The organism is Pseudomonas sp. GW821-FHT05D12 (genome assembly GCF_059419825.1).
The window spans coordinates 301,095-315,145 of the sequence record NZ_JBWKSN010000002.1 but is presented as its reverse complement, the minus strand read 5'-3'; the positions used below and the strand labels follow the sequence as shown (position 1 = coordinate 315,145).

Sequence of the window (14,051 nt, the reverse complement as noted above, 5' to 3'; positions counted from 1 at the left end):
CATGCACACTGTACGCATCGCTATCGTTGGTGCTGGTTTGAGCGGCCTGTATGCCGCTTACCTGCTGGAGCGCCAGGGCATTACCGATTATGTGTTGCTGGAGGGGAGGGAAGTCCTCGGCGGTCGGATTGCGTCTATCGACGCCACCGGCCAGGCGGTCACACACACCACCGCGAACACCGACGGCATCGACCGTTTCGACCTGGGCCCCACCTGGTTCTGGCCTGGCTACCAACGCGAGCTTGACCGGCTCGTGGAGGCCTTGGGCCTGGAGCGGTTTGAGCAGTTCGAGGAGGGTGACATGGTGGTGGAGCGTTCGCCCGAGGAGCACCCTGTGCGCATGCGTGGTTACGTAAACTCGCCCGCGTCCATGCGCCTGGTCGGTGGCATGGGGAGCTTGATCGAAGCCCTGCGCGAGAAACTGGCCCCAGCAAACATCATCACCGGCCACACGGTGCGCCGGCTGCGCAAATACGACGGTCATATCGAACTCGAAAGCGAAGATGCCGCAGGCCATGTCAAGGCCTGGCAGGCTGAGCATGTCTTGCTGGCGCTGCCGCCTCGCCTGGTTGAAAGCACCCTCGTCTTCGAACCAGCCTTGCCTGCATCCCTGGCCCAACAGTGGCGTGAAACGGGAACGTGGATGGCGCCCCAAGCCAAGTACGTCGCCCTCTATGACACGCCGTTCTGGCGGGAGCAGGGTTTGTCCGGGGAAGGCCGCAGTGCACGTGGGCCGCTGGGTGAAATCCATGACGCCTCCATGCCTGGTGGCAGCGCGGCGCTGTTTGGCTTTCTGGGTGTGCCGGCGCAAGTGCGCAGCACGGTCTCCGACGAGGTACTGCGCACCCATTGCCGTTCGCAACTCGTCCGGATGTTTGGTCCCCAGGCGGCGACGCCTAAGGCCGAGGCCATCAAGGATTGGGCGCAAGACCCGTTCACGGCCACTGCAGTCGATGTAAATGCGGCGCCCCAGCACGCCCGGGCGCCCTCGGCCAAGGCAACTTCGGGACCTTGGCAAGGGTACCTGACAGGCATCGCCAGTGAGTGGTCTCCGCAATTTTCGGGCTATGTGGCCGGTGCCGTCGAGGCCGCCGGCCTGGGCGTGAAGGCATTGGCTGAACGTGCCGCTGCGCCTGCGTTGAGTCCATCGAAGCGTTGACGTGAGATCGCGAGGCAAGGCGGCACTGATCAGCAGTGCCGGTATCTCCCGTTATTCATCATTTTTAGGAGCGACGGCTATGAACGCTACATACCGTGCCATGCAAGTCACCCGACCGGGTGTTCTTGAACTGGTGGAACGTCCGTCAACAGCACCCGGTATTGGCCAAGTGCTGATTGCTGTTGAGGCCTGCGGTATCTGTGGTGCCGATGTGGGTGACATCGAAGGGGCAGACCCTGCACTGCAGCCACCGCGCGTGCCAGGCCATGAAGTGGTCGGCCGTATCGCCGCGCTGGGCGAGCACGTTTCGTCTCTCTGGAAGGTCGGCCAGCGTGTCGGCGTGGGCCGGCTGGGCGGGTCTTGCGGTGAATGTGTACAGTGCCGCCAGGGGCATTTTCAGCTGTGCCAACACCAGCCCTTCGTCGGCGCTACTTGCGACGGTGGTTATGCCGAAATGATGCTGGCGCGAGCCTCCGGGTTGGTATCGATTCCTGACGAACTCCTTGCCGAGGAAGCCGCGCCGTTGCTCTGCGCTGGTGTCGCCACGTTCAATGCACTGAAGAAATGCGGCGCGCAGGCAGGCGATACGGTTGCCATCTTTGGTATTGGCGGCCTGGGGCATATAGCCCTGCAGTACGCGCGCCGTATGGGCTTTCGCGTGGTTGCCGTCGGGCGCGGCAGTGATATCGCCGAGGACGCATTGAACCTGGGGGCCCATGTCTACATCGACACCCATGAAGAAGACGCGGCAACAACGCTCAAGGAAATGGGCGGCGCTCACGCCATCGTGACTACAATCAGCGCCCCTGTTGCCGTATCGGCGCTCATGGCAGGGCTCGCGCCACAAGGCTGTCTTGTGCTGCTCGGTGCGGGCAAAGACCCGTTGCCGGTGTCGACCGGCCACCTGGTCGTGGGTGAGCGCAGCCTGCTGGGTTCGATCACCGGCTCGCCCTATGAAAACGAAAAGACCCTGGACTTCAGCGTGTTGGCTGGCGTACGCCCGAGGATCGAAGTGATGCCCTTCGAAAAGGCCAATGAAGCCTACCAACGGATGAAGTCCGGCGACGTCAAATTCCGCATGGTATTGACCATCGCACGTGGACACGCCACTGCGCGCCCATCGACGCGTGATGACGACCTTTCGATGGGCGCTCGACACCCATGAAGAACCACAACCTCAACACTGCACCACCCGCCAGCGCGCCTTACTTGCTACCAGAGCGCTTGCAACGCGCAAACATAGGGCGACTGTCCGTCGCTCAGGCGTTGGCAGGAGCGAATGCGGTGGTGATTTACGCCACGGGAGCGATTGTGGGCAACACGCTCGCGCCTGCACCTGCGCTGGCCACGTTGCCCATTTCCATCTTCGTGGTAGGCATGGCGGCGTGTATTTTCCCAATGGGCGCCCTGGCGCGCCGGTATGGGCGGCGCGCGGCGTTCCTCGCAGGCGCAGGCGCGGGTGTGCTCACGGGGGTGTTGGCGACGCTCGCGGTCTTCGTCGGCTCATTCTGGTTGTTTTGCCTGGCGACGTTCCTGGGCGGGAGCTATGCGGCCGTGGTGTTATCGTTCCGCTTCGCGGCCGCCGACGGTGTCCCGCCATCACGGCGCGCACGGGCCCTGTCCCTTGTCATGGCGGGGGGCGTAGTCGCTGGGGTAGTGGGGCCGCAGTTAGTGACTTGGACGATGGACATTTGGCCGCAGTACCCATTCGCCCCCACCTTTTTGGCGCAAGCCGCCGTTGCGGCGGTCTCGGCGCTCATCCTGCTGGGTGTGAAGCTGCCGATGCCGACAGTTGAAGAGCTTGGAGGAGGGCGCCCACTCGGGCTGATTGCGCGGCAGCCGCGTTTCATCGCTGCCGCGACGTGCGGTGCGGTGTCCTACATGCTGATGAATTTCCTGATGACGGCAGCGCCGCTGGCCATGCACCTCTGCGGGCATTCGCAGGCCTCGGCCAACCTGGGACTGCAATGGCACGTCATCGCCATGTACGCACCCAGCTTCTTCACTGGCCACCTCATCACGCGGTTCGGTGCCGTTCGCGTTGCAGTGGCCGGCCTGGCGTTAACGGGGCTTTCTGCTGCAGTTGGACTTGGCGGGACCGAGGTGATGCATTTTGACGGCTCGCTGATCCTGCTGGGGCTGGGTTGGAATTTCGGCTTCCTGGGCGCGTCCGCACTGGTGCTGGAATGCCATCGATCCGAAGAGAAAACGCGCGTTCAATCGCTCAATGATTTCATCGTGTTCGGCGTGATGGCGATCGGGTCTTTTTCATCGGGTGGGCTGCTGTCGGTATATGGCTGGAACACAGTGTTGTGGGTGTCGTTTTTACCGCTTGTGTTGGCTGCCGTCGCGCTGGCACTGACTATCCCCAAGTACAGGGGCCTGTCGGTTTAATACGCCTGGTTGCCTGAGCCGCAATCTGTACGCGCCAAAGACGACCAGCAACTGGTGGATCTGATCAAGCATTCCTGGCTGCAGAGCGGCGGCGTTTATAGCTATCGCAAAATCCATAAAGATCTGCGCGAGGTCGGTGAGGATTGTGGTCGTCATCGTGTAGCGAGCGTATGAAGGCTGGTTGTATTTGGCGGTGGTGCTGGATCTGCTTTCTCGTCAGGTCGTTGACTGGTCAATGACAGCGAAAATGACCAGTTGAAAAAGTACGGGGTCAGCTTTGCCCGTTGAGACAGTAGACGTAAAAAAGACTTCGCCGAATCAGTGCCTTAGAAAGCTCATGAACATCGCTAACATGATATGTGATTTAACATAATATACATTATGCGTAATACGACGTTACGCAATCAGGGGCAGTGCCCATCAGATTTCAACGGGCAAAACCCCTCTCTGGATCAAACCTGCGCAAAGCCTCCATCCACGAACATTTCGCTGCCTGTCATGAAGCTGCTTTCATCCGACGCCAGGAACAACGCCGCTGCTGCGACTTCTTCAGGTTTGCCGATGCGGTCCAGTGGGATCTGCGCAACCATCGCGTCGATGATCGCATCTTTCTGTCCTGTGCCGGAAAGCGCCTGGTCCAGGCCCGGTGTCGAGATTGGCCCGGGTGAAAGTACGTTGACGCGGATGCCGGTGCCTTTGAGGTCCAGTGCCCAGCTCCTGGCGAAATTACGCAGTGCGGCTTTGGTGGCGCTGTACACGCTGAACGCCGGCGTGCCCATGGTGGCTGTGGTTGAACCGGTCAGGATCACCGAGCCGCCTGCGCTCATCAGTGGCAAGGCCTTTTGCACGGTGAACAACGTGCCTTTGACGTTGATGCCAAACGTGCGATCAAACGACGCTTCAGTGATGGCGCCGATGGGCTGGAAATCGCCGAGCCCTGCATTGGCGAACACGATATCGATCCGGCCCTTGGTCGCTTTGACCTGGGCGTAGATGCGATCAAGGTCCGCCAGGTTGGAAATATCGCCCTGGATCGCGATGGCTCCAGGGCCGATCAGCTGTAACGCCTTGTCCAGTTCCTCTTGGCGGCGCCCCACGATAACGACCTGTGCGCCTTCTTCTGCAAAGCGTATGGCGCTCGCCAGGCCGATGCCGCTGTTGCCGCCGGTAACCACTGCGATTTTGCCGTTGAGCCTGCTCATGATGAACTCCGGGAAATGTTGAAGCCCAACTGTAGATCCGCGCTATTATTTTGAATAGTATGCACCTTTAAGTAAGTACCCCTTGGAAGCAACCACCCTCATGGCAAACAATTCGTTCAACTGCGGGCTTGAAGCTGCGCTGGCGGTGATTGGCGGCAAATGGAAGCCCTTGGTCCTGTTCAACCTGGCGCAAAATGTTCACCGCTATGGCGAGCTCAAACGTGCGATTGGAGGCGTGACCGATAAGGTCTTGATTCAGCAACTCAAGGAGCTGGAGCGTGATGAAATCATTGCGCGCGTCGACTTCCAGGAGATTCCGCCCAAGGTCGAATACTCCCTCACACCGTTCGGCCGTTCCCTGGCCACGGCGCTGAGTGGGCTGTGTGCCTGGGGTACCGAGCATATGCAGACGGTCGAGCGCATCAGCGAACGGCGTACCGCCGCCCTCTCCCAGGCCTGAGCCCTGCCCCGATAGCCAACTCAACTAAATGACTATTTAGTTGAGTTAAATCATATAGTTACGAAAAAATCACAAGCTTCGCTGCAATCCCCCGCACCGCGCAAACATCAAAAAATCCAGATGCCAGCCTACAAACATATGGATTTTCCCAAATGTTTGCCTCTCTTAAGCTCTCCTCACTCCTCCCCGTGACGGAGGATGCGTCGTCGGTACGCCCTGAACACAAGGGCGATCCTAAAAATAATGTGTCTGCCGACCCAAGGAATACCTATGTCCCCTCATTTGTCTGACCGGCAAAACGCCGATGAGCGCCTGCTGCACAGCCAGGGTTATGACCAGCAACTGCATCGCGGCCTGTCGCTGTGGTCGTCGTTTTCGGTCGGTTTCGCCACGGTCTCCCCCGTGGTGGGTATCTATTCGGTGATGTCGCTGGGCGCCATGAATGCCGGCCCTTCCTGGGTATGGATCGTGCCGTTGTGTCTCGCCCTGCAGTTGTTGGTGGCGTTGGTTTACGCCGAGCTTGCCTCGCAGTACCCGTTGGCCGGTGGCTGCTATCAGTGGGTCAAGCGCCTGGCTGGCGAACGCCTGGCCTGGTTTACCGGGTTCATGTACCTCGCCTCCGCCCTGGCTTCCTTGACCACCGTGGCGTATCTGGGCGGGTTTTGGCTGTGGCTGTTCGTCACCGGTGAACCGCCGGCGGCGAATGCCCAGGTGTTCAGCGGCGCAGTGCTGTTACTGCTGGGGCTGGGGGTGAACCTGTTCGGGATCAACCCGCTGAAGTATTTCGTCAACGCAGGAATCGTTGCGGAAGCCATCGCCTCGATTGGTATTGGTGTGCTGTTGCTGCTGTTTTTCCGTAACCATTCGTTTTCGATATTGCTGGAAGGCCTGAGCGCGACGTCGACCAGTGACGGGACCTACTTCTCGGGTTTCCTCACCGCCATGGCGGTCGGCGGCTGGGCGTTTCTTGGCTTTGATGCGTGCTCCCAAGTCTCCGAAGAAACCGCCGACGCCCGCACCTCGACGCCCCGCGCGATCCTGCGCTCGATGATTCTGGTGGGTCTGACCGTGATGCTTACCGCATTCGCCGTGACACTGTCCTATACCGACACTGCCGCCATGGTCTCCGGCCAGGTGATCGATCCGGTCACGCCCGCCGTGGTCGATGCGTTCGGCGCCTGGGCTGAGCGTCCCTTCGTGGCGATTGTATTGGTGGCGTTCATTGCCTGCGTCGTCTCGGTCCAGACCTATATCGGTCGCGCCGTGTTTGGCATGGCCCGCGACGAAATCCTGCCGGCGTCTGCGCTGCTGCGGCGGGTGGATAAACGCAAGGTTCCGTTCGCCGCGATGGTCTTCAGCACGCTGTTCGCCAGCTTCGGCCTGGCCCTGGGGTTGAACGCAACCGCCGTGGGCACCTTGATCGCGTTCGGCAGTGGCGGGTTCTTCTTTGTTTTCCTGATCGTGGTGACCTGCGCCCTGCTCGCCCGCCTCAGCGGCCGCTGGAAACCCGAGCCCGGCACCTTCAGCCTTGGGCGCTGGGGCCTGCCGGTCAACGTCGCGGCCTTTGCCTGGCTGATATTCGAAAGCATCAACGTGGCCTGGCCGCGGGTGGCGTTGGCACCGCCAGACGCGCCGTGGTTCCAGGTATGGGCGGTGGTCCTGGTGTTCTCGGTACTGGCCGTGCTCGGGTTGATCTACCTGTTCTGGGCCAAGCCGTATCAACGCGGCGTCACCGCGCAATTGCGCGCTCAATAAACTGGACACGGAGTTTCAGATGTCAGCCCTTCACTATTGGAATTACCCCACCGAAATCTTCTGCGGGCCCGACGCGCTGGCGGTCCTGGCGCAACGCTGCAATTTGCTCGAAATGCGCAAACCTATGCTGGTGACCGACCCGGGCATGCTCGCCCTGGAACCCCTGGCCTTACTCAAGGCGCACCTGATCGAAGCGGATATTCCCTTCGCCGTGTTCAGTGACATTCACAGCAACCCCACGCTGGACGACGTCGCGCGCGGCGTCAGCGCCTTCCAGGCTGGCGGCCATGATTCGTTGATCGCCCTCGGCGGCGGCAGTGCCATGGACGCGGCCAAAGGCATCAGCCTCGCGGCTGTCGATCGGCATGGTCTCGAACGCTTCGAGTGGTCCCAGGTGATCGAGCGCTACCCAAGCCTGGCGGACTTTCCGCGCCTGGAGTTGCCGAAGCTGATTGCCTTGCCGACCACCGCCGGCACCGGTTCGGAACTGGGCCGTGAAGCGGTGCTGACCCTCAGCGAACACAACATCAAACAGGTGATCAGCCACCCGGAGCTGCTGCCTGCCACGGTGATTCTCGACCCGATCCTCACCCGTGGACTGCCACCGGCGCTCACTGCCGCGACAGGCATGGACGCCCTCACCCACCACATTGAAGCGTTCTGCTCACCGCTGTATCACCCGATGTCGGCCGGGGTCGCCGTCGAGGGGGTGCGCCTGATTCAGCAGCACCTGGCCGCCGCCTGCGCGGATGGCCAGGACATGGTGGCGCGCGAAGGCATGCTGGTCGCGTCCGCCATGGCCGCGGTGGCATTTCAGAAAGGCCTCGGCGGTGTGCACGCCCTCGCCCATCCGCTGGGTGCGCGGTACCACCGCCACCATGGGTTGTTGAATGCGATCCTGCTGCCTTATGTAATGGTGGCCAACCGGGCGGTGATCAGTGATGACATCGCCCGCCTGGCGCGCTACCTGGAACTGCCCCAAGCGGATTTCGACGGTTTCCTGCGCTGGATACTGCAGCTACGCAGGCAACTGGGCATTCCCCATTCACTCGGCGAGATCGGCCTGGAGGCAGACGCCGCGCCGTGGGTCGGTGAGCAGGCGGTGGCCGATATTTCGTCCTCCGACACCAATGCCCGTCCCTTGAGCGCCGATGAATACAGCCAGATCTTCCGCAACGCGGTGCATGGCGAATTAGCGCTCGTGCTCGACGCGTAAATCCTCGATAAACGCGCGCACCGCCTCACTGCGTGGGTGGCCGATATGCGTGATCATGCTGTGTTGCACCGCGTAATGCAGGGTGTCGGGGTGCAGCGCCCGCATGTGGCCGCTGGCGATCCAGGCCGCCGCGTAATGCGCCGGCAGATACCCCAAGTGTGTCCCGGCGAGGACACCGTGGGCCACCGCTTCCATGTGGTATGCAGTGGCCGACGCGCGCGTGGGCACGACTGGCAGGACCTGGTCAGCGGGCAGAAAGCCATGCTTGATCCAGTCACAGGCTTGCAGTTGGTCCACGCTCGGCGAATCGACGCCGAACAGCGGGTGCGTGCGGCCACAGAAAATGCCGATCGCCTCACTGTAGAGCGGCTGGTAGTCCAGGGTCGGCAATGGCCGGCTGAAATATGAGATGGCCATATCCAGTTGCCCATCGATCACCGCCAATTCCAGCTCCGTCGGCGAGTTCACGAAGATGTGCAGGTGCATGTCGTGCTCGCGCGCATAGAACCGCGCAATCGCCGCGTCGATACGGGCCGTGGGCAAGGTCGCAATGTTGTCCGCCAGGCCCAGGTATAAATCGCCGACCAGGCGCCCGGCCAAATCCTGGGCCTCGTCACGAAACGCATCCACCGCCCCAAACAGCGCCGAGGACGCCTTGAGGATGCGCTGGCCTTTTTCGGTCAGGCGAAAGCCCCCTTTGCCACGCTCGCAAACGCGATAACCGAGGCGTTTTTCCAGGCCGGAGATATGCGTGCTGATGTTCGATTGGCTCATGTTCAGCTCGGCCTGGGCTGCTGTGAACCCGCCGCACCTGACCACTACGGCAAAAATGCGCAGCAGGCGCAGATCCATGTCCGTGACATTTCTAAGCACAGCAATTCCCTGAGTGCAGGCTGATGAAGGGGCTCATTCAACGCGAGCGCTTCGCCAGCGTCAATCTTGCTTGTGTGCCAGCGGTACGAAACTTAAGCTGACGCTCTTTTGCACGCCCTCCCCCGGATATTCCATGTCTCGAAGTATTGCCCACCTCGCCCTCCTGCTCGGGTTGATCACCGCCGTCGGACCTTTCGCCATCGACATCTACCTGCCGGCCCTGCCGACCCTCGGCGCCAGCCTGCAGGCGTCGCCGGCGGCGGTGCAGATGAGCCTGACGGTGTTCTTCATCATCGTCGGCGTGTGCCAACTGTTCTACGGCCCGATCAGCGATGTGTTCGGGCGCAAGCTGCCGATCTATGCCGGCCTGGTGATCTTTGCCGTGGGCAGCATCGGTTGCGCGCTGGCCCCGAGCATTGAAGTACTGATTGGCTTTCGCGCGGTGCAGGCGTTCGGGGCGTGCGCCGGGATGGTGATCCCGCGCGCCATCGTGCGCGACTTGTACACCGGCCACGAAGCCGCGCGCCTGATGGCCTTGCTGATGCTGGTAATGAGCGTCTCGCCGATCCTTGCGCCGCTGGCCGGCAGCCTGGTGATTTCGTTGTGGAGCTGGCGTGAAGTGTTTGTCGTGCTCGCCGTGGTGGCTGTGCTCTGCCTGGTGATGACCGTCGTGCAACTGCCGGAAACCCACCCCGCCGAGCGGCGTCTGGGCAAGACCCTGGGCAGCGCGTTCGGCAGTTACGGCGCCCTCCTCCACGACCCGGTCTTCACCGGCTTGTCGGTGGTCTGCGGGTTTGGCCTGGCGACATTCTTTGTGTTTATCGGCAGCGCGCCGTTCGTGTACATCGAGTATTTCGGCCTGACCCCGACCCAGTTCAGCCTGTGCTTTGCCCTCAACGCCGCGTCGTTTTTTGCCATGAGCCAGCTCACCGCACGCCTCAGTGCGCGCTTCGGCCTGGCGCCGTTGATTCGCTGGTCCGTGGTCAGCGTCGCGGCGGTGATGGTCCTGCTCGCTGTGACCACTCTGTGGAGCGACAACCTCGCCCTGATGATGACGCTGCTATTTATCGGCTTCGGTTTTCTCGGCCTGTTGTTGCCAGCGGCCGGCGTGTTGTCCCTGGAAGACCATGGCGCGGTGGCGGGCTCGGCGTCGGCACTGCTGGGCGCCATCCAGATGGTAACCGCCGCCGTGTCGATGACCCTGGTCGGCGTGTTCGCCGACCACACGCCGGCGCCGATGTTGATCGGCATCGCACTGTGCGCGGTCGCGGCGCTGCTCACGACACTGTGGACCTTGCAGCGCCTGCCCCCGCATCTGGCGTCCAGCGTGCCGCACACGCCTCAGTGAAGACCCGACTTTGCGGGCATGGCACCTGGGCTAGGCAATACTGGCCATGCCTGCAACCGAATGCACGATGCCGACCAGCGCCACCGCAAGCAACACCAGGCTGGCCACCCGGTTGATGCCGTCGCGGTACTTCAGCGCAAACGGCCTGCGGGCAATGGCGATGTAGAACGCCAGCACCAGGAAGTCGATGACCACCCACGCCAGTGTCAACAGCGTCACGCTGCGGCTGAACGAGTCGGCTACCTGGATGAACTGCGGGAAAAACGCCACGAAGAAAATGATGTCCTTGGGGTTGGAGATACCCACCAGGAAGCCGGTGCCGACAGTGCCACCGCGACGGCCAGCCGCAGGCGCTTGACCAGCAGGGCTACGCAGGCCCTGGATGCCCAGGTAGAGGATAAACAGGCAGCCGATAACACTGATGCCGTTCAACAGTGCCGGGCTGACCGACAGGCTGCCCGCCAGAATCAGCACTGCCAGTACTGCCAGGGTCAGCGACGCGAGGTTGGTCCCCACAGCCGTCCACAACGCATGTCGGGTGCCGACCTGCTGGCTGGTCGTGATGACCAGCGCCACCACCGGGCCCGGGGTGGCGATCAGCATGAAGACGCTGAGCAGGTAGACCAGCAGTAATGAAGTGTCCATGGTGCGCACAGCCTAGTGGGGTTCAGGGGCTGGCAGCGTGAGGCATCAGGCACGCGTTGAAAAACGCAAAAGCCTGTGACCTACTATGAGTATTTATCACAATGAATGATCGCCATGGCCGAACGCATCCCGCCACTGTATGCCCTGCGCGCCTTTGAAATCGCGGCACGCTCTTCTTCGTTTACCCGCGCGGCGCAAGAGCTGTCGTTGACTCAAAGTGCGATCAGTCGCCATATCAAGACCCTCGAAGGCATCCTTGACTGCCGGCTGTTCGAGCGGCACGGGCCCAGGCTGCAACTGACCGCGGCCGGTGAGCGGCTGGCGCAGGAACTCAAGGTTGGTTTTCGCATCATCGAACAAGCCTGTGCACCGTTCCGTGCCGGCACCGGCAACTTGCGCCTGAAGGCGCCCTCCACGCTGACCATGCGCTGGCTGCTGCACACGCTGGACCTTCTCAAGGCCGAACTGACCGTGCAACTGGCCAGTGTCTGGATGGATTTCGACAGCGTGGACTTCTACGCCGAGCCCTACGACTGCGCGATTTTGCTCGGCAACGGCCATTTCGGTGCCGATGTGCAGGCGTACAAGCTGTTTGATGAGTGGCTGATCCCCATCTGCGCGCCGGGCAAGATCGACGTCGAACTGCCGCACGCCGAACTGATCCATCCCACTCCCGACCGTCGCGACTGGCGCCGTTGGCTGGCGGCCCTGCCGCTCGAAGCCCGGATCAACCTGGATCGCGGCAAGGTCTTCGACACGCTCGACCAGGCCATCTCGGCGGCCATGCGCGGCCACGGTGTGTCCATCGGCGACCTGCACCTGGTGGCCGACGATGTCCGCGACGGGTTGATCGGCTTGCCGTACGGCAAGGCCGTCGCCTCCGGTGATGGCTACTACCTGGTGTGGCCGAAAGAGACTCGCCACACCCAGCAAGTGCAGGCGCTGCGCGATGCGCTCAGCGGACATATCCCGGCCATCGACCTGCCGGGCCTGGTGTTTTTACCCGCCACGGGTTGAGACCATTCGTCGGGCCCGCCAGCCATCCATTACAACTATCGCTGCCGCCAAAACTACTAACCCCATAGCACCCTTGATGCGCTATGGAGATTGAAATGACTGACTATCCACGCCCACCCTTCGCCCCTCAAGCCCAAGCCGTGCCCGGCACCCAGAAGAAAATGGAGCCTTATCCCGATTGTGGCGAGAAGAGCTACAAGGGCTCCGGCCGACTGGCCAACAAGATCGCCCTGATCACCGGTGCCGACAGCGGCATCGGTCGCGCGGTGGCCATCGCGTTTGCCCGCGAAGGTGCCGATGTTGCCATTGCCTATCTGGACGAACACGAGGACGCCAAGGAAACCGCACGCTGGGTTGAAGAAGCGGGCCGCCAGTGCCTGCTGCTGCCCGGTGATATCGCGCAGAAAGCCAACTGCCAGGCACTTGTCGACAAGACGGTCGAACAGTTCGGCCGCATTGACGTGCTGGTGAATAACGCGGCGTTCCAGATGACCCATGAAACCCTCGAAGAGATCAAGGATGAGGAATGGGTGAAGACCTTCGATATCAACATCACCGCGATGTTTCGTATCTGCAAGGCGGCACTGCCGCATATGCAGGCCGGCAGCTCGATCATCAACACCAGCTCGGTCAATTCCGACATGCCCAAGCCGACCCTGCTGGCCTATGCCGCGACCAAGGGCGCGATTGCCAACTTCACCGGCGGCCTGGCGCAATTGCTCGGCAGCAAGGGCATTCGGGTAAACAGCGTGGCACCTGGGCCGATCTGGACGCCGCTGATCGTGGCAACCATGCCCGACGAAGACGTCCAGAGCTTCGGCAGCGAAACCCCGCTGGGCCGCCCTGGCCAGCCGGTGGAAGTGGCACCGATCTATGTGCTGCTGGCCTCGGATGAAGCCAGCTACATCTCCGGCTCCCGCTATGCCGTCACCGGCGGCAAACCCATCCTGTAGCAACTGGCTTGCCGGCGGTGTCGGCCTCTCGGCTTCCCAGGAAGACCGAGGCGCCTGCATCGCGGGCAAGTCCGGCTCCCACAAAAAACGCTCTACAGATCGAACCGATCCACCGCCCGCCGCCGCTCATTGTCGTCACGTACGTCATAGCTGGCGGTGGTCTGGATATTGGTGTGGTGCGCGAGCTTCTGTGCGATCGACAGATCATGTTCCTCGATCACCCGCGTGATGAACGAGCGCCGGAAGTCGTGGGGCATGATCTTCACGCCCACCTGCTCGCCGCGCTGGCGGGCAATGTAGTAAATCGCATGTTTGGTAATGCGTTCGCGGGTGATATGGCTGCCGCGACGGATGCGATTGAACAGGAAACTGTCGTCCTGCTCACCTTCCTTGAGTTGCTCGCGCCGAAACGCCAGCCAGGCCTGCAACTTGGCGAAGGCCCAGTCCGGCGCGTACTTGACCAGCTCCTTGTTGCCCTTGCCGATCACCCGCAGGCTGCGCTCTGCAAAATTGATCTGCGCCAGGTCGAGGTTGACCGACTCCGACTTGCGCATGCCCGAGCCGTACAGGATGCCGATCACCGCCGCGTCCCGCAGGCCCTGTGGGCGTGGGTCGGCGGCGCAGACTTCCATCAGTTCGCGGATCAGCGTGCGTCGCAGGTTGCGCCCCTGGCCCAGGCGGGTACCGGGCGCGGCCTTGACGGTACGCATGCGCAGCAGGTGTTCCTGGCTGATCAGGCTCAGGCGCCAGGCCTCGTTCATCACCCCGCGCACGGCGTTCACATACAACGATGAGGTGTTGGGCGCGTAGCCGTCCTCGCGCAAGGCGGCGACCAGGGCGATCACGTGTTCAGGCTGCAGCAGGTGCCAGTCGATGTCTTCGAGGTTGATGTCCTCGAAGCCCAGGCGGTCGGCGGCGTCCTGCAGCACGTAGCGCATGGTCAACTGGCTGGAGGGCGCCAGGCGGGTGAGGTAAAGGGTCAGCGGGTTGCGGATAGACTCAGTCAAGGTAGATCAGCCTTTGGATTAA

General features: G+C 62.0%; 13 protein-coding genes and 1 pseudogene. 10 read left to right on the top strand and 4 right to left on the bottom strand.

Annotation, left to right across the window (positions count from 1 at the left end; genetic code table 11):
• Window position 1: 1 nt before the first annotated feature.
• From AC07SI_RS04515 to AC07SI_RS04500, 4 genes and pseudogenes are all read left to right on the top strand, one after another.
• On the top strand, window positions 2–1,159 hold the full coding sequence (locus tag AC07SI_RS04515) for a flavin monoamine oxidase family protein (RefSeq protein WP_495005222.1): 1,158 nt from the start codon (window positions 2–4) through the stop codon (window positions 1,157–1,159).
• Between the two features lie 79 nt (window positions 1,160–1,238).
• Window positions 1,239–2,324 (top strand): alcohol dehydrogenase, encoded by a 1,086-nt coding sequence (locus AC07SI_RS04510; RefSeq protein ID WP_495005221.1) that lies wholly within the window; start codon window positions 1,239–1,241, stop codon window positions 2,322–2,324.
• Window positions 2,321–3,553, top strand: coding sequence for an MFS transporter (locus AC07SI_RS04505; RefSeq protein WP_495005220.1), 1,233 nt, complete (start codon window positions 2,321–2,323; stop codon window positions 3,551–3,553). Before AC07SI_RS04510 ends, AC07SI_RS04505 begins: the two co-directional genes overlap by 4 nt.
• A pseudogene (locus AC07SI_RS04500) lies at window positions 3,554–3,809 on the top strand (IS3 family transposase); the annotation flags it as partial. It abuts the gene before it with no gap.
• Window positions 3,810–4,005: 196 nt separating this feature from the next.
• On the opposite strand, the gene AC07SI_RS04495 reads toward AC07SI_RS04500, so the two are convergent.
• On the bottom strand, window positions 4,006–4,755 hold the full coding sequence (locus AC07SI_RS04495; protein ID WP_495005219.1) for an SDR family NAD(P)-dependent oxidoreductase: 750 nt from the start codon (window positions 4,753–4,755) through the stop codon (window positions 4,006–4,008).
• Between the two features lie 100 nt (window positions 4,756–4,855).
• Here AC07SI_RS04495 and AC07SI_RS04490 point away from each other — a divergent pair, with 100 nt between their 5' ends.
• The 3 genes from AC07SI_RS04490 (at window position 4,856) to AC07SI_RS04480 (ending at window position 8,186) form a co-directional block, all read left to right on the top strand.
• Complete coding sequence (locus AC07SI_RS04490) at window positions 4,856–5,215, top strand: winged helix-turn-helix transcriptional regulator (protein ID WP_495005218.1); 360 nt, start codon at window positions 4,856–4,858, stop codon at window positions 5,213–5,215.
• A gap of 270 nt (window positions 5,216–5,485) precedes the next feature.
• Window positions 5,486–6,970, top strand: a complete 1,485-nt coding sequence (locus AC07SI_RS04485; protein ID WP_495005217.1) for an APC family permease — start codon at window positions 5,486–5,488, stop codon at window positions 6,968–6,970.
• A 19-nt stretch (window positions 6,971–6,989) separates the two neighbouring features.
• A complete protein-coding gene (locus tag AC07SI_RS04480; RefSeq protein WP_315412724.1) occupies window positions 6,990–8,186 on the top strand; it encodes an iron-containing alcohol dehydrogenase in 1,197 nt (398 codons plus the stop codon).
• Here AC07SI_RS04480 and AC07SI_RS04475 read toward each other — a convergent pair.
• Complete coding sequence (locus AC07SI_RS04475; protein ID WP_495005216.1) at window positions 8,163–9,059, bottom strand: LysR family transcriptional regulator; 897 nt, start codon at window positions 9,057–9,059, stop codon at window positions 8,163–8,165. The two genes, AC07SI_RS04480 and AC07SI_RS04475, sit on opposite strands and share 24 nt — an antisense overlap.
• Before the next feature lie 133 nt (window positions 9,060–9,192).
• Here AC07SI_RS04475 and AC07SI_RS04470 point away from each other — a divergent pair, with 133 nt between their 5' ends.
• Window positions 9,193–10,407: a multidrug effflux MFS transporter gene (locus AC07SI_RS04470; protein WP_120448624.1), complete on the top strand. Its 1,215-nt coding sequence runs from the start codon at window positions 9,193–9,195 to the stop codon at window positions 10,405–10,407.
• Between the two features lie 30 nt (window positions 10,408–10,437).
• Here AC07SI_RS04470 and AC07SI_RS04465 read toward each other — a convergent pair whose 3' ends face one another.
• Window positions 10,438–11,052 (bottom strand): LysE family translocator, encoded by a 615-nt coding sequence (locus tag AC07SI_RS04465; RefSeq protein WP_495005215.1) that lies wholly within the window; start codon window positions 11,050–11,052, stop codon window positions 10,438–10,440.
• Window positions 11,053–11,166: 114 nt separating this feature from the next.
• Here AC07SI_RS04465 and AC07SI_RS04460 point away from each other — a divergent pair, with 114 nt between their 5' ends.
• Together AC07SI_RS04460 and AC07SI_RS04455 are read left to right on the top strand one after the other, a co-directional pair.
• Entirely contained in the window at window positions 11,167–12,069 is a 903-nt protein-coding gene (locus tag AC07SI_RS04460; protein ID WP_065905327.1) for a LysR family transcriptional regulator, read from the top strand.
• Window positions 12,070–12,164: 95 nt separating this feature from the next.
• Window positions 12,165–13,022: an SDR family oxidoreductase gene (locus AC07SI_RS04455; RefSeq protein WP_495005214.1), complete on the top strand. Its 858-nt coding sequence runs from the start codon at window positions 12,165–12,167 to the stop codon at window positions 13,020–13,022.
• Between the two features lie 92 nt (window positions 13,023–13,114).
• Here the strand turns inward: AC07SI_RS04455 and AC07SI_RS04450 are convergent, their stop codons facing one another.
• The gene (locus tag AC07SI_RS04450; RefSeq protein ID WP_495005213.1) at window positions 13,115–14,029 is read right to left on the bottom strand and encodes a site-specific integrase; all 915 of its coding nucleotides are present in this window, start codon (window positions 14,027–14,029) and stop codon (window positions 13,115–13,117) included.
• Between the last annotated feature and the right edge of the window lie 22 nt (window positions 14,030–14,051).